The organism is Pseudomonas citronellolis (assembly GCF_900112375.1).
GTDB classification, from domain to species: Bacteria; Pseudomonadota; Gammaproteobacteria; order Pseudomonadales; family Pseudomonadaceae; genus Pseudomonas; species Pseudomonas citronellolis.
Genome location: NZ_FOLS01000002.1, coordinates 126,651 through 141,802 on the forward strand (window position 1 = coordinate 126,651; position 15,152 = coordinate 141,802).

Here is a 15,152-nt window from a genome sequence, read left to right on the forward strand (position 1 = left end):
GCCATGACCGCGCCCTACGCCACCCCGCTGCAGCAGGACATCGTCGCCCTCGACGCGCTGCCGCTGTCGGAGGCGATCCGCAACCGCCAGCTCAGTTGCCGCGAGGTGATGCAGGCCTACCTGGAACAGATCGAACGCTACAACCCGCGGGTCAACGCGCTGGTCTCGCTGCGCCCAGAGGATGAACTGCTGCGCGAGGCCGACGAGCACGACCGCCTGCTCACCCAGGGCCGCTGGCTCGGCTGGCTGCATGGCATGCCCCAGGCGCCGAAGGACCTGGCGGCCTGCGCCGGGCTGGTCACCAGCATGGGCTCGCCGCTGTTCGCCAGGCAGGTGACGGAGCACGACGCCTACGTGGTGGAGCGCGCGCGCAAGGCCGGGGCGATCTTCGTCGGGCGCAGCAACGTGCCCGAGTTCGGCCTGGGCTCGCACACCTACAACGCCGTGTTCGGCATCACCGGCAACGCCTACGACCCACGCCTGACGGCCGGCGGCAGCAGCGGCGGCGCCGCGGTGGCCCTGGCCCTGCGCATGCTGCCGGTGGCCGACGGCAGCGACATGATGGGCTCGCTGCGCAACCCGGCGGCGTTCAACAACGTCTACGGCCTGCGCCCGTCCCAGGGCCGCGTGCCCTTCGGCCCGTCCAATGAACTGTTCGTCCAGCAACTGGCCAGCGAAGGGCCCATGGGCCGCAGCGTGGCCGACGTCGCCGCGCTGCTGCGCACCCAGGCCGGCCATGCGCCCGGCGCGCCGCTTTCGCTGCGTGGCAGCGACGACCTCGCCGGGCCGCTGGAGCGCGACTTCCGCGGCGCGCGCATCGGCTGGCTGGGCGACTTCGACGGCTACCTGCCCACCGAGCCGGGCCTGCTCGCGCTGTGCGAGGCGGGCCTGGCGGACTTCCGCGCCCTGGGCGCCGAGGTCGAGCCGTGCCGCCCGGACTACGACATGGCGCGCCTGTGGCGCTGCTGGCTGGTGCACCGCCAGTGGCTGGTGGCCGGCAGCCTGGCCCAGGCCTATGCCGAGCCGACGTTGCGCCGGCAACTCAAGCCGGAGGCGATCTGGGAAGTGGAGTCGGGCCTGGGCCTGGGCGCCGCCGACGTCTACCAGGCCTCGCTGGACCGCAGCGACTGGTACCGCGCCCTGCAGAAGCTGTTCGAGCGTTACGACTACCTGCTCCTGCCCAGTGCCCAGGTGTTCCCTTTCGATGCACAACTGGCATGGCCGGATGCCATCGCCGGCCGCCCGATGGACACCTACCACCGCTGGATGGAAGTGGTGATCGGCGCCACCCTCGCCGGGCTGCCGGCGATGAACGTGCCGGTGGGCTTCAACCCCGCCGGGCTGCCCATGGGCGTGCAGATCCTCGGCCCGGCGCAGGCGGACCTGGCCGTGCTGCAACTGGCCCACGCCCATGAACAACGGACGCGCTGGGTCGCCCGGCGGCCGCCGGCGCTGCTCGATGAACGCTGAGGCGCGGCGCCCGCTCGGGCATGGCACGCATCCTGCCTCCCCATTGCCGACGGCATTGGGCACATGGGGAACGGCGATGCAGGGGAAAGAGGAAGGCAGCACGGTGCGCTCGGTGGAGCGCGCCCTGGCGATCGTCGAACTGCTCGGCGAGCACGGCTCCCTGGGGCTGGAGGAACTGCACTACCTCACCGCCCTGCCCAAGGCCACCGTCTCGCGCCTGCTGCACACCCTGCAGGAGCAGGGCTGGCTGTACCGCGGCCTGTGCGACCGGCGCTACCGCCTGAGCTCGCGGCGGCTGTTCGGCGACGCCAGCGAGCGCCAGAGCCGGCGCCTGGTGGAGGAAGCCGCGCCGCTGCTCAAGGCGCTGAGCGAGCGCACCGGGCTGGTGGCCGACCTGTCGTTCTTCGACGGCGCCGACCTGCGGGTGATGGAAAGCTCGGTGCCCGAGCGCCTGCGCAAGCGCTACCCGAGCAACCGCATGATCGTCGGGCTCAAGGCCAGCCTGTTCCACTCGGCCATGGGCCAGGCCTGCCTGGCGGCGCTGGACGAGCAGCACGTGCGCAGCCTGGCCGAACGCCACGCGCTGCAAGGCGAGGAACTACTGCAGTTGCACGAGCGCGCGCACCATCGCGGCTTCGGCGAACGCACCGAAGGCCACTGGGAATACTCGGTGCGCCTGCCCTTCCTGATCCGCGCCATCGCCCTGCCGGTGCGCGCCGGCGAACGCCTGCTGGGCAGCGTCGCGCTGCACTGGCCGCAGGACCAGGGCAGCGTCGAGCAGGTGCGCCGCCAGTACCTGGGCAGCCTCGGCGACACCATCGAGCAGCTGCAGCGCAGCCTCGCCTGAGGCGCGCTCAGGGAGCGCCGAACATCGCCGTCCAGTAGATGCCGGCGTCGCTCTTCGGGTCCACCGCGTAGGCCGCGCCCAGCTCGCGGTACTGCGGGCTCATCAGGTTGGCGCAGTGCCCGGGGCTGGCCAGCCAGGCCTGCACCACGGCATTCGCGGTGCCCTGCCCGGCGGCGATGTTCTCGCCCACGGCGCCGGCGCTGTAGCCGCCCAGCTCGGCGCGGTCGCCCGGAGTGCGACCGTCGCGGTCCAGGTGGGAGAAGTAGTTGTTGTTGGCCATGGAACGGCTGTGTTCCTCGGCCACGCTGCCCAGCACGGCATTCCAGCCCAGCGGCGCGGCCTTGGCGAAGCCCTGCCCGCCACACTGGCGCGCCTGCCCGCGCGCGGCATTGACCGCCTGCAACAGCTTCTGCCCCTCGGCCTGCCAGTCGCCCAGCTTGCCCTGCAACAGCGGCCGCGCCAGCACCACGCGCCAGTCGTTGCCCTGGCGGCTGACGCCGACCTCGATGAACTGCGGGTCGAGCAGCACCTGGCAGAAACTCTCCTGCAACGCCGCCATGGCCGCCTGCTCGTCCTTCGGCCCGCTGAGGCTGAGCATGCGTGCGCTGCTCATGGGGTAGCCGGTAGCCTTGAGCGCCGACTGCCAGTCGGAAACCCCCGGCGCCAGCACCAGCCGCGAATCTTGCCCCAGCGGCGGCAGCGCCTCGCTGGCCCGGCCGGCGCAGGCCTGCGGCTGGCTGCGGTAGAGGTTGATGGCTTCGAGCAGCGGCTCGGCCGCCACGGCATGGCCGGCGCCGGCCAGCAGCGCCAGGGACGGCAGGAGGCATCGCAGAACGGACGGCAAGACGCGCATGAAAGGCTCCCTTGGTGGACTGCCGGACATGATGCGCGATCCGGCGGGATTTCGCTGCCCCCTGGCGCGGGGTCGCAGTCGCCGATTGCATAACCTGGAGCAATTCCCGGCGCCGATTCGTGAGCTAGAAACACAAATCAATTGCCGCGGGGCCGGTTTTTCCGCTTCCGCGGCCTGGCTATCCTGCCGGCCACTCACAGCTTTCGGAGCCTTCCCATGCAAAACATCCTCCTGCTCAACGGCGGCAAGCAGTTCGCCCATTCCAACGGCCGCTACAACGCCACCCTGCACGAAGCGGCCCTGGCCCATCTGGACCATGCCGGTTTCGACGTGAAGGAAACCTTCATCGACGGCGGCTACGACATCGACGAAGAGGTGCGGAAATTCCTCTGGGCCGACGTGGTGATCTACCAGATGCCCGGCTGGTGGATGGGCGCGCCCTGGACCGTGAAGAAGTACGTCGACGAGGTGTTCACCGCCGGCCACGGCAGCCTCTACGCCAACGACGGCCGCACCCGCTCCGACGCCTCGCAGAAGTACGGCAGCGGCGGCCTGATCCACGGCAAGCGCTACATGCTCTCGCTGACCTGGAACGCCCCGCAGCAGGCCTTCGACGACCCCAGCGATTTCTTCGAGGGCAAGGGCGTGGATGCGGTCTACTTCCCTTTCCACAAGGCCAACCAGTTCCTCGGCATGCAGGCGCTGCCGACCTTCCTCTGTGTGGATGTGATGAAGCGGCCGAGCGTCGAGGCGGATGTGGAGCGTTATCGCCGGCATCTGGATGAGGTGTTCGGCAAGCGTTGAGGCACGGTCGCGCCATTCCCCTGTAGGAGCGCGCCCTGCGCGCGAAATCGCGGGCAGGGCCCGCTCCTACATGATGGGGCCCCGCTTTTCGTAGGAGCGAGCTTGCTCGCGAACCTCGTCCTCCGCTCCTTACCCCACCTCGTCATTCCCGCGAACGCGGGAACCCAGCTGCCTTGGCTTAGGTGTTTCTGCGCCGCTCCGAGTCTGCCCGACCGTCTTGTTTCGCCCCCTCGGGCGAGTCCCTTTTGTCAAACGGTGGAAGGCCACCCCCGCAAAAAGGAACCAAAAAGGCTTGCCCCGCATACGGGCCCGACAGAGTCGGGCTACCCTCGCGAATTCCCCCGCCACGGAGGCCCGCCCCGAGGGTACGTCCCTGTAGCCCGCGGGGCTCTCGCGACATCCATGTCGCATGACCTCCTGAGCGCGGGTTTCGCTCGGCCTTCTGAAGGGGCGTTCCGGTGCACTCGGATATCCCTCTGGAAATCCAAAAGCCAGAGCAAACGCGGGCGTGCTCTTCGTAGGAGCGAGCTTGCTCGCGAACCCAACCGCCAGTCACTGGGTTCCCGCGTCCGCGGGAATGACGGGGTGGGGTTAGGCGTTTCAGGATGGCTCAGGATTCTCCCTCCGCTCAGGACAGCCCCCTCTCCCTTCAGGGAGAGGGTTGGGGAGAGGGCGCTCTTGAACCCAACACCTACGTCACCGGTAACCACTGTTCGCGAGCAACCTCGCTCCCACGAGAAGCCGTGCCTCCCTGGACGAACGCGGCATTCTTCCGCACCTACCCCACCCCGGCAGAAACCTCCGCACCCCACCGGCAAATGCGCTAGTCTCTGCCTCCCTCCCCTCTGCCTTTCAGGAGCATCACCATGGCCCGCGCTTCCGCCCGTCACATCCTGGTTTCCAGCGAAGCCAAGTGCAATGAACTCAAGGCCGCCATCGAAGGTGGCGCCGACTTCGCCGCCCTGGCCCGCGAGCATTCCACCTGCCCGTCCGGCCGCAGCGGCGGCGACCTGGGTTCCTTCCGCCCGGGCCAGATGGTCCGCGAGTTCGACCAGGTGGTGTTCAGCGCGCCGCTGAACCAGGTCCAGGGCCCGGTGAAGACCCAGTTCGGCTACCACCTGGTGGAAGTCACCAGCCGCGAAGACTGATCCCTCCCAGCCGGGCGCGCCTCAGGGCAACAGCGCCCGGCTGCCTTGCCGGGCCACGCCCGGCTTCCGCACTCCGCGGCGCGCGGCGATGGCGCGTAGCAGCAGATAGCAGCCAGCCGCCAGCAGCAGCGAATCCAGCGCCGGCACCCAGGTCAGGGTGAACGGCCAGAGCACCTGCAATGCCGCCGCCCCTACCCCGCAACCCCAGGCGCCGAAGGCCTCCGGCCGCCAACGGCGCGGGCTGCGCACGGTGCCCCGCAGATTCAGGTAGTAGTTGCACAGGTACACCCCGCCCACCGGCGGCAGGGCCACGGCCAGCAGCGCCAGGTAATGCTGCAGGACGTCGCCCAGACCGGCCAGCCCCAGCGCCACACCGACCAGCCCGGTGAACAGCGCCAGGCGCCGGCGCTGCACCTGCGGCGCCACGCTGGCGCACACCAGGGTCGCCGCGTAGAGGTTGTAGGCGTTGGTCGACCAGGCCGAGAGCAGGATGATCAGCATCGCCGGCAGGCCCAGGCCGAGGGCGAGCATGATCGCCACCAGTTGCCGCTCCCCGGTGGCCAGGCTGGGCAGCCCGGCCAGCGTCAGCACCAGCGGGAAGCCCAGGCCGAAGGCGCAGAACACCGCCGCCAGCGCGCGGCCGGGCGACAGGGCGTGGCGGCAGATGTCCGGCAGCAGGATGCAGCCGATGACCACGCCGCCTACTACCAGCGACATGCCCTGCAGCACCGAGTAATCCCCGGCGCCACCGCCCGCGGGCGGCATGCCGTGGCCTTTCAGCGCCACCCAGCAGGCCCACAGCACCAGGCCCAGCTTCAGCGGCGTGGCCAGTTGCGACAGCCGGTCCAGGGCGCGGAAGCCGACCAGGTTGGTGAGCAGCATCAGCAGGCAGCCGGCCAGGCTCCAGCCCAGCGCCGGCACGCCGGCCAGGAAGGCCGGCGCGGCCGCCGCCATGGCCTGGCCGAACAGGCCGGCGACCACGCCGAACCAGCCCAGCAGCGCCAGCGACAGCACCAGGTTGACGCAGCGCCCGCCCACGGCACCGAAGGCGTCGAGGATCAGCATGTAGGTGCTCAGCCGCGAACGCGCCCCGGCGTAGGCGGCGGGCAGCGCCAGCAGCAGGAGCACCGCGCCGCCGCCCAGGCAGGCCAGCAGCGCCTGCTGCCGGCCCAGGGCGTGGGCCAGTTCGGCGCCAGTGACGAAGCACGGCAGGGCGATCAGCGCGCCCATCAGGATCAGGCCGAGGCGCCAGGCGCCCAGGCCTTCGCCGTGTGGCAGGGCGCAGGTGGCAGGGTCGCCGTCGGGCTGCGCGTCAGGTAGGTCGTTCATGCCGGCGCCCTCCCCTGGTCATCGGCCAGGAAGGAGCGCCACGGCGAGTCCAGGCCGAAGCGCGCCGGGCCCACCACCGCCAGCGCCGCCTCGCTGAGCAGGCACGGCGGCGCGGCGTAGGCCAGCAGGCGCACGCGCATGCCGTAGCGCAGGTTCTCGGCGGTCAGCGGTTCGGCGCTCTCGCTGTCCAGCAGGCACAGCAGGTCGGGCACCACCGCCAGCACGCGCTCGCCCTGGCGGGCGCGGAGGAACTCGTTCTGGATGTCGATGAGCACCGCTTCGCCGCTGCCGCTGGCCGGCTCCAGCAACACCTGGCCCCAGTGGAAGCCGTCGCGGGTCTCGTGGCGCACGTCGGCGACCTTGCCGTCGAACAGCTCGCGGGCGCGGCGCCCCGGCTCCAGGCCGTCGAGGAAGCGCACCAGCCCGGCCACCGGGTCGGCGCTGCCGGCGCGCGCCTCGCGGATGTGGCGGCCGATGCGCAGGGCCTGGGTGATGCTGCCCGCTACCGCGAAGCGCTTCGCCTGGGCCCCGCTCAGCGGATAGAGCACGCCGTACAGGCTGCCGCCCAGGCTCGCGGCCAGGGCCCGGACCATGAGTTCCAGGCTCGGGTTGTCGACCGCGCTCAGGCGCGCCAGGTTGCCCAGGTCATCGCTGAACAGGGCCGGCGAAGCGCTGCAGCCGTGGATGCCGAAGGTGGTCATGTCGATGTGCGGGAAGGCCCGGCCGATGCCGTCGGCATCCACCAGCGGCAGGCCACTCAGGGCCGCGGCGGCCAGCGGCAGCATGGCATTGGCGCCGCCGACCTCGGCGCAGATCAGCGCGTCTATCGGCCGCGCGTAGAACGCCTCGGCCTGCTGCAGCAGGTGCCGCAGGGCGGCCTCGCTGAGCAGGTGTTCGACCAGCACGGTGGGCGCGCCTATCCCGGCGACGCTGACCACGAAGGCCTCGTCGGCGAGCTCGGCCAGCGGCATCAGGCGCGGCTGCAGGCCACGCTGCAGCTGGCGACGCAGGAACAGCTCGCCGACATGGGGGTCGCCCCCGCCGCCGGTGCCCAGCAGCACGGCGCCGCGCGCCAGGTCCTGGCTGGAGATGGTATCGAAGCAAGGCATGCTCGGGTCCTCTTCGGGAGTTCAGTGGGCGGCGGCCAGGGCCAGATCGCCGACGGCGCGGACCTGCACGCGGGTGGCACCGGCGCGCAGGTGCGTCATGGGCAGTTCGTTCAGTTCCACGACGCCGACGCTGGCAGGCTCGGCGCCAGCCTCCACGGTGGCGTCGATGGCCTCCTGGCGGGCCTGGCGCAGCACGCTTTCGCGGTTGCCCGGGTGCATCTCGAACAAGCGGTCGACACGCCCGCTGACCTGGGCGATGGCCGCGCCGATGGCGTTGGCCACCTCCGCGCGGGCCGGGCGCAGCACCTGCGCGGCGCCCTGCAGGTGCATGGGCAGGAGGATGCTGCCGCCACCCACCAGCACCACCGGCAAGGGCGCGCTGCTGGTGCGCATGCGCTCCAGGGCGTGCTCCAGTGTCCCGCGGATGGCGGCCATGGCCTGTTCCACCTGGGCCGGTTCGAGATCGACGAGGCGCCGCGGGTCGCCGATGCCCTGCAGGCCGTGGGCAGCCACGGCGATGTCGGTCGCGCACAGCGCGTCGCCGCCGAACATCCGGGCCCGCTGGCGCAAGTGCAGGCCCAGGGACTCGGGGCCGAGCACCGGCCCATCCTCCGCCAGACGCACCAGGGTGCCGCCGCCGAGGGCGACGGACAGGGTGTCGGGCATGCGCAGGTTGCAACGCACCCCGCCCAGCTCCAGGGGGCCGGCGGTCTGCCGCGGGAAGCCCTGGACCAGCGCGCCGATGTCGCTGGTGGTGCCGCCGATGTCCAGCACCAGGGCGTCCTCGACGCCGGTGAGAAAGGCCGCGCCGCGCAGGCTGTTGGTCGGCCCCGCGGCGCAGGTGAGGATCGGGAAGCGCGTGGCCATCGACGGGGTGATCAGGGTGCCGTCGTTCTGGCTGATGAACAGCGGCGCGTTCAGCTGCAGGCGGCGGAAGGCCCGCATCAGGTCGCCGACCACCCGCTGCGCCAGCGGCTGCAGGCTGGCGTTGACGATAGCCGCGTTCTCCCGCTCCAGCAGGCCGATGCCGCCGACATCCGAAGACAGCGTCAGGTGCACCGCGTCACCCAAGACCTTCCGCAGCACCGCCGCCGCTTCCTGCTCGATGTCCGGGCGCAGCGGGGCGAAGGTGGTGGACAGCACCAGCGCCTCGGCGCCGCGCTGGCGGATCGATGCGCCGATCCGTTCGAGCTGGCGCACATCCAGCGCGCTGTAGGTGCGGCCGTTGAACAGCGCGCCGCCGTCGGCCAGGAAGACCTGCCCATCGATCGCCTCGCACAGCTCCGCCGGCCAGCCCAGCAGCGGCGGCACGCCGTCGCCGCGCGGCAGCGCCAGGCGCACCACCGCGACCCGCGCCAGGTGCCGGCGTTCGAGGAAGGCGTTGAGCAGTTGGGTGGTACCCAGCATCACCGCGGCTACCGCCGCCGGCTCCACCGCCGCCTCGCGCAGCAGTTCGTCGACCGCCGCCGCCACGCCGTCGCCGACCGCCGCGGTGGTGGGGCGCTTCAGGGCGCAGAGCACTTCGCGGCCGCGCATCAGCACGGCGTCGGTATTGGTGCCGCCGACATCGATGCCGATGCGCAGCGCAGGGGTGTCCTTGCGGACCATGGGCTCTCTCCTCAAAGCGAACGTGACCAGACGACGTAGGCGGTATTGGCCGCCAGCGAATTGCGCGTGCTCAGCGGCGCCAGCGCCTTGAACTTCAGCGAGCCGGCGGCGCGCGGCAGGTCGTAGGCCAGCACCGGCCCCAGCGCGGTGGCGCGGTAGCGCCGGCCGTCCGGCTCGACGCGCGCGCCGTGCTGGCGGTCATCATCGAGCTGGCGCGCGTGGTAGCCGGCCAGGCCCAGCTGCCAGCGGCCGATGCGCTGGCCGACGGCGAAGTTGAGGTTGGCCACGGTGCCGCTTTCGTAGTCGGTGGCGCGGTTCCGGGAAGCGACGTTGACGAAGGCGTGCAGGCTCAGCTCCAGGCCCTCGCCCAGGGCGTTCGGCCCGCCGAGGTAGGTGAGCGCGGCGTTGGGCACGAAGAAGTAGACGTTGCGCCCGGAGGTGTAGAGGTCCGAGGTGTTGTAGCGGCCGCTGGGGAACACCATCGAGTACGCCAGCTTGAGCGTCGCCCCGGTGGGCCGCTGGCCGGGGGCGGCGTCGCCCAGGTAGCGGCTCCACATCAGCAGGTCCGCGTAGAGGTCGCCGAAGCCCTGGTAGTGCTGGGCCTCGCCGTTCAGCTCCATGCGCCCGCCGTTGACGCTGCCCTGCAGGCTGGAGGCCAGGGTGCCGCCGAAGACCTGCCCGGGGTAGACGTAGAGCAGGCCCAGGGCGGCCACCTGGGACGCCATGCGGCCTTCGAGCGCCGGGTCGCGCCCGCCGTCGTTGCCATGGAAGCGATCGCCGCTGGCGTAGCCGAGCACCAGCCCGCCATACAGACCGGAGGTGGCCGGCAGCAGCGCCGCCCCCAGGTCGGTGCCGCCCACCGGCCCGCCGTAGCTGGCCCCCTCGGCGGCGAATGCGCAGGCCAGGGGCAGCGCCGCCTGGCCAAGGAGTACCGCGGTCGTTCTTCGAAGGTTCATTGCACGCCTCCTGCGCCCTGCCGGCTGAGCCATCGCGGCTCACGGCCTGGCGAAGCCTGCGGCCTCGCGGGCCGCGGATTGTCGTTGTCATGGGCTTAGCGCGCGGCGCAGTGCCACCGCTGCCTGCCGGGCGCAGTATGCGAAGGCCCGGACGGCGCGAGCCGTCCCGGGATGAGGGAAGGTGGCGGGTAAATCGGGGGAGCGCTGCCCCCCGTCGCTACGGCGCTGGCGGGAGTGGCCTGGACGGCGTCCTGGCGTTCGGCCGCGCGGGATATGCGGACGCAGCCCACGGAGGAACCTGGGGGAAGCAGCCGATCCCCCGGCGAAGGATCGAGGCCGCGCCCCGGTTTCCGTTCCTGCAGGCCGGAACGGCGCCCTGGCTCAGGGCAGGATGGCCCGGCGCCGCGCCATGGCCAGCGCCTCCCGGCGCCGGTGCACGCCCAGCTTGGCGTAGACCGACTTCAGGTGCTGCTTGACCGTCTCCGGGGAAATCCCCAGTTCGCGGGCGATGACCTTGGTGGTGCGGCCGCCGGCCAGGCCCATCAGCGCATCCAGTTCGCGCCGGGTGAACAGGGCCTGGGCATCCAGGCGCGCGCGGAAGTGCCTTTCCCAGAGTTCGATGCAGCGCGCGATCAACTGCGCCTGGGCGTGGCCCTGGCGCCTCGACATCTCGCGCAGGTGGGTGATCACCTCGGCGCCCGCTTCGATGAAGCTCTGTACCGCGCCGCCCTGGCCGAGCAATTCCAGCGCCTCGTCGAGCACCGCCGTGGGCTGGCCGGGCAGTTCGCCGGCCAGCAGCGCGTGGGCCTTGAGCGCCAGGGCGCGGCCGACGCCGGAACGGTTGCGCCTATCGCGGGCCAGGCGCTCGAAGGCCTCCGCCGTCAGCAGCGCCGCCGCCATCTGCCCCTGGGCGGCCTGCAGCCAGTAGTGGGCCTGGGCGATGGCGACCAGCTCGGCCCAGAACAGCGGGCGCCCGTCCAGGATCTCCTGCCAGAGCTTCGCCAGGTTGATCTCCAGCGCCAGTTCCAGGCCGGCCTCCACCTCGCCCTGGCGCAGACGCAGCTCCACCAGGGTCGCGGCCACCGCGCGGCGCAGCGGGTATTCCAGGGCCCGCCCGGCCCAGGCCGCCTCCAGGCTGGCCATGGCCTGGGCGCTGTCGCCGAGGAAGTAGGCCGCCCGCGCCGCGCCGATCAGGCCACGCTCCCAGGCCTCGGCCATGGCGTTGCCCAGGCGCGAGGCGCAGTGCGCGAACGCCTGCCGCGCCTGCTCCAGCTCGCCACGCACGTAGTGGACATGGCCGAGCAGCGCATGCACCAGGTGGAAGAGCACCCGCGCCTGTGGCGAGGCCAGCGGCCCGTCCTTGGCCAGCAGGAAGGTCACCGCCTGCAGCACCTCGTCGAAGCGCGCCTGGGCGCTGTCGCTCAGGGCCCGGTAGACCAGCGACCAGGGCTGGTTCTCGCGGAAGCCCTCGCCGCGGTTGACCTCGATGAACTCCTCCAGGCGCAGGCGCGCTTCGTCTATGCTGCCGTAGCGCAGCAGCAGCATGATTTCGCTCGGCAGCACCAGGCACAGGTAGCGCGGGTCCTCGAAGAAGCGCGCGCGGGCATCGGCCATGGCCCGCGCCACCACCTCGCGGGAGGCGCCGTCGCCGGCCCGCTGCACGCAGCCGATGAGCATCATCGCGCGCACGTAGAGCAGGTCGGTGCGCGTCTCCGCGTCTTCCGCCGATGAGGTCACGCCGCCGTAGGCGGCCTCCAGCCGCGACAGGTCGAGGCTGTCCTGCAGCGTCTCGCCGCTGAGCATGTGCAGGCAGATGAGCATCAGGCGCAGGCGCGGCTCGCGGCGCACCAGGGTCAGCGGCAGCAGTTCGAGCAGCGCCCGCGTGCGCGCCGTCCCCTCGCTGACCAGCAGGCGCACCGCGCCGGCTTCCAGGATGATCGACACGGCCTGGTAGTAGAGCCCCCCTTGCGAGGCGTGCTCGACGGCGCGGAACACCTGCTGGCGCTGGGCATGGAAGTCGGCCGCGCGCCCCTGCAGCAGGGCGAAGCGGTCCGGCTCGCGGCTTTCCAGGCGGCCGAGGAGGAATTCGCGCAGCAGCGGATGCAGGCGCACCCGCAGCGGCTGCTCGGGCACCACGATGGGCGCCAGGCGCGCGGCCTCGCGCAGCCAGTGCTCGGCGTCGTCGCGCCCGCGCAGGGCATTGGCGCTGGGCACGTCCACGCTGTCGAGGATGCTGCAGTCGAGCAGGAACCCGCTCAGCTCCACAGGCAGGCTGGCGAACACCTCCTCGGCGAGGTAATCGAAGATGCCGCCCAGCGAGGCGTACGGGTCGGTCTCCGGCGGCGCCTGGCCGTCGAGGTTGCCGTTGCAGCGCAAGCGCAGCAGTTGCAGGGCGAAGGGCCAGCCCTCGGTGTAGTTCGCCCAGTAGCGGGCGCGCGTCTCGCCCAGCTGCGCGCCGAGCAGTTGCTGCGTCTCCTCTTCGGTGAACCGCAGGTTGTCGGCCTCGACGACGCGTAGCAGCCCGGCCAGTTGCAGTTGCGTGAGCGGCAGCGCCGGTTGCCGCCGGCTGCCCAGCAGCAGGCGGCAACCCGAAGGCAGGCGCCGGGCCAGGTCCTCCAGCAACCGCTCGACTTCGAGGTCCAGGGCCAGGTCCAGCTGGTCGACGAACAGGTTGCAATTGCGCGGGCAGGCTTCGAGCAGGCCGAGCAGCGCGCCGAGGCCGGCATCCTCCGCCGGGCCCAGCCCGCCCTGGTGCAGGCACTGCAGCAGGCTTTCGAGGAACAGTTCCGGCCGGCAGTCGCTCTCGCCGCAGTTCACCCAGAAGGTGTACTCGCCCCGCTCGGCCAGCAGCCGCTCGACCTGCGCCAGCAGGGTCGTCTTGCCGAAGCCCGCCGGGGCGCAGACCAGCACCAGGCGGGCGTCCCTCGGGGCGGCGCCGAGCAGCGCGTCGAACAGGCGCTGGCGGAGGAGTGAATCACTGATGTCGACGATCGGGGCGAAACGGCCATCGGCCAACGTACTCATGCTTGCAGTTCCCATACGTTCTCCAGGTGGCGCCGGCGCCCCGGGCATGGCGCGGATCACCGGCGGTGGTGCGGGCGGCCGGAAAGGGTTGTCTCCGTTGGTCGAGTGGGTATTGCGTATCTTTCGCATCCAGACACTAGCCAGGATGCGCTACGCACAGGTGGACCCGGCCGGCCGCCAGGGGATCGAGTCCTGTCGCGTGTCTGCACGGACCTGGCGGCCTTCCTGCCGCCTTCCGGCACGGCAGTATGGGAAGCTGCCGGCTACGGACAGCGGTAAAAACGGGGGAGTGCCTAACCGCAAATGGGGGATGGCGACGGTCATTGGCAGCACCAAGACGAAGCATTGAGAAATGCCCGCGCAAGTCAGCCATCCACGTCCGCAAGCAACGAAGGATTTGGCTTTGTATTGCGTAGGTAATCGACCAATCTGGCGCAGCCCCATCGACATCGCCGGGACGACCCAGGTCAAGAAATCGGCGCCGCCGGCACGCTAGGCTGCGCGCCACCCAACAGGCCACCGTCCGCCAGGCCGGCTAGGCTGAGAACATGCGCCCGCCCCACCCGGGCGCCCGCCCTTGCGAGGATTCCCCATGAGCGATGCCAGCGACAGCGCCCTGCCCGACGTCTTCAGCCAATTGCACCAGTTGGCGCAACACGCCGGTTCCGACATGTTCTTCAGCGTCGGCGCGGCGCCGCACATCAAGGTCGAGGGCGTCAGCCGCCCGGCCGGCGAGCGCCGCCTGCGCAGCGGCGAGGTCAAGCAGTTGGCCTACCAGTTGATGTCGCAGCAGCAGATCGCCGACTTCGAGCGCGACCTGGAGATGAACCTGGCGGTGGCGGTGCCCGGCAGCGGGCGCTTCCGCGTCAACGTCTACCTGCAGCGCGGCGAGGTGGCCATGGTGGTGCGGCTGATCAGGCAGGTCATCCCCGACGCCGCCAGCCTCGGCCTGCCGTCGATCCTGGAGAAACTGGCGGTGCAGGACCGCGGCCTGATCCTGGTGGTGGGCGCGGCCGGCGCCGGCAAGTCCACCACCCTGGCGGCGATGCTCGACTTCCGCAACCGCCACCGCTCGGGACACATCGTCTGCATCGAGGACCCCATCGAGTTCCTCCACAGCCACCAGCGCTCGATCATCGACCAGCGCGAAGTCGGCCTGGACACCCACAGCTTCGAGGACGCCCTGCGCAACGTGCTGCGCGAGGCGCCGGACGTGATCATGCTCGGCGAAATCCGCGACGCCGCGACCATGCAGCACGCCCTGCACTACGCCGAGACCGGCCACCTGTGCATGGCCACCCTGCACGGCACCAGCGCCCGCCACGCCATCGAGCGCATCGCCCGCTTCTTCCCCGACGAGGCCCGCCCGCAGGTGCTGGCCGACCTGTCGCAGAACCTCCTGGCGCTGGTCGGCCAGCGCCTGGTGCCGGGCACCACCCAGCGCCGCGTGGCGGCGGTGGAACTGGTGCTGGGCACGCCGCACATCCGCGGGCTGATCCAGCGCGACGAACTGCCGGAACTGCGCGGCGCCATCGAACGCGCCCTGGAACAAGGCATGCAGAGCTTCGACCAGAGCCTGTACCAGTTGCTGGAAGCCGGCCGCATCAGCGTCGCCGACGCCCTGAAGTTCGCCGACTCACGCACCGACCTGAGCCTGAAGATCAAGCTGGAGCGCGGTTTCGATGGCGACGAGGGTGGGAGTGCCTTCGGTATCTGAGCCCTGCCCTCCGCCAGCCATCGCCGGCCCTGCCGGCGCAATCGCGGATAAAATCCGCTCCTACGGTATTCCGTGCCTCACTGGGCGTAGGGCACAGCGCCTTTCGTAGGAGCGAGCTTGCTCGCGAACAGAGTCCGCAGCGGGGTTCATTCGCGAGCAAGCTCGCTCCTACGAAGAGCAGCTCGGCGCAGCGGGCAAAGTAGTTGCTCCTACGGGGATCGAGCCAAACGCCGCGTGCTCCCTGCCCCGCTCAAGAAACATCCACACGTATATCCGCCGCGGCGGGG

11 protein-coding genes are annotated in these 15,152 nt (G+C 71.1%); 5 read left to right on the top strand and 6 right to left on the bottom strand.

Annotation, left to right across the window (positions count from 1 at the left end):
- Positions 1–3: 3 nt before the first annotated feature.
- Positions 4–1,470, top strand: a complete 1,467-nt coding sequence (locus BM060_RS02370) for an amidase (protein WP_074977323.1) — start codon at positions 4–6, stop codon at positions 1,468–1,470.
- 76 nt (positions 1,471–1,546) lie between these two features.
- Positions 1,547–2,317: an IclR family transcriptional regulator gene (locus tag BM060_RS02375; protein WP_074976979.1), complete on the top strand. Its 771-nt coding sequence runs from the start codon at positions 1,547–1,549 to the stop codon at positions 2,315–2,317.
- 7 nt (positions 2,318–2,324) lie between these two features.
- On the opposite strand, the gene BM060_RS02380 is transcribed toward BM060_RS02375, so the two are convergent.
- On the bottom strand, positions 2,325–3,170 hold the full coding sequence (locus tag BM060_RS02380; RefSeq protein WP_074976980.1) for a CAP domain-containing protein: 846 nt from the start codon (positions 3,168–3,170) through the stop codon (positions 2,325–2,327).
- A 216-nt stretch (positions 3,171–3,386) separates the two neighbouring features.
- Between BM060_RS02380 and mdaB the strand changes: the two genes are divergently transcribed.
- The gene (gene mdaB / locus BM060_RS02385) at positions 3,387–3,974 is read left to right on the top strand and encodes an NADPH:quinone oxidoreductase MdaB (protein WP_074976982.1); all 588 of its coding nucleotides are present in this window, start codon (positions 3,387–3,389) and stop codon (positions 3,972–3,974) included.
- Between the two features lie 866 nt (positions 3,975–4,840).
- Complete coding sequence (locus BM060_RS02390) at positions 4,841–5,122, top strand: peptidylprolyl isomerase (RefSeq protein WP_009621739.1); 282 nt, start codon at positions 4,841–4,843, stop codon at positions 5,120–5,122.
- Positions 5,123–5,143: 21 nt separating this feature from the next.
- On the opposite strand, the gene BM060_RS02395 is transcribed toward BM060_RS02390, so the two are convergent.
- The 5 genes from BM060_RS02395 to BM060_RS02415 all read right to left on the bottom strand — a co-directional run bounded on the left by BM060_RS02395 (position 5,144) and on the right by BM060_RS02415 (position 13,148).
- Entirely contained in the window at positions 5,144–6,451 is a 1,308-nt protein-coding gene (locus BM060_RS02395; protein ID WP_074976984.1) for an SLC5/6 family protein, read from the bottom strand.
- Positions 6,448–7,560, bottom strand: coding sequence for an S-methyl thiohydantoin desulfurase family protein (locus BM060_RS02400; RefSeq protein WP_074976987.1), 1,113 nt, complete (start codon positions 7,558–7,560; stop codon positions 6,448–6,450). Before BM060_RS02400 ends, BM060_RS02395 begins: the two co-directional genes overlap by 4 nt.
- A 21-nt stretch (positions 7,561–7,581) precedes the next feature.
- Positions 7,582–9,168, bottom strand: a complete 1,587-nt coding sequence (locus BM060_RS02405) for a hydantoinase/oxoprolinase family protein (protein WP_074976989.1) — start codon at positions 9,166–9,168, stop codon at positions 7,582–7,584.
- Between the two features lie 11 nt (positions 9,169–9,179).
- Positions 9,180–10,124 (bottom strand): SphA family protein, encoded by a 945-nt coding sequence (locus BM060_RS02410; protein ID WP_043270753.1) that lies wholly within the window; start codon positions 10,122–10,124, stop codon positions 9,180–9,182.
- A 381-nt stretch (positions 10,125–10,505) separates the two neighbouring features.
- Complete coding sequence (locus BM060_RS02415; RefSeq protein ID WP_159458811.1) at positions 10,506–13,148, bottom strand: winged helix-turn-helix domain-containing protein; 2,643 nt, start codon at positions 13,146–13,148, stop codon at positions 10,506–10,508.
- A gap of 592 nt (positions 13,149–13,740) precedes the next feature.
- Here BM060_RS02415 and BM060_RS02420 point away from each other — a divergent pair.
- Positions 13,741–14,865, top strand: a complete 1,125-nt coding sequence (locus BM060_RS02420; RefSeq protein WP_074976992.1) for a PilT/PilU family type 4a pilus ATPase — start codon at positions 13,741–13,743, stop codon at positions 14,863–14,865.
- The last annotated feature ends 287 nt before the right edge of the window (positions 14,866–15,152 follow it).

Coding starts and splice junctions, on each gene's coding strand:
- BM060_RS02370 (WP_074977323.1), top strand. CDS start 4: ATGACCGCGCCCTACGCCACCCCGCTGCAGCAGGACATCGTCGCCCTC.
- BM060_RS02375 (WP_074976979.1), top strand. CDS start 1,547: ATGCAGGGGAAAGAGGAAGGCAGCACGGTGCGCTCGGTGGAGCGCGCC.
- BM060_RS02380 (WP_074976980.1), bottom strand. CDS start 3,170: ATGCGCGTCTTGCCGTCCGTTCTGCGATGCCTCCTGCCGTCCCTGGCG.
- mdaB (WP_074976982.1), top strand. CDS start 3,387: ATGCAAAACATCCTCCTGCTCAACGGCGGCAAGCAGTTCGCCCATTCC.
- BM060_RS02390 (WP_009621739.1), top strand. CDS start 4,841: ATGGCCCGCGCTTCCGCCCGTCACATCCTGGTTTCCAGCGAAGCCAAG.
- BM060_RS02395 (WP_074976984.1), bottom strand. CDS start 6,451: ATGAACGACCTACCTGACGCGCAGCCCGACGGCGACCCTGCCACCTGC.
- BM060_RS02400 (WP_074976987.1), bottom strand. CDS start 7,560: ATGCCTTGCTTCGATACCATCTCCAGCCAGGACCTGGCGCGCGGCGCC.
- BM060_RS02405 (WP_074976989.1), bottom strand. CDS start 9,168: ATGGTCCGCAAGGACACCCCTGCGCTGCGCATCGGCATCGATGTCGGC.
- BM060_RS02410 (WP_043270753.1), bottom strand. CDS start 10,124: ATGAACCTTCGAAGAACGACCGCGGTACTCCTTGGCCAGGCGGCGCTG.
- BM060_RS02415 (WP_159458811.1), bottom strand. CDS start 13,148: ATGAGTACGTTGGCCGATGGCCGTTTCGCCCCGATCGTCGACATCAGT.
- BM060_RS02420 (WP_074976992.1), top strand. CDS start 13,741: ATGAGCGATGCCAGCGACAGCGCCCTGCCCGACGTCTTCAGCCAATTG.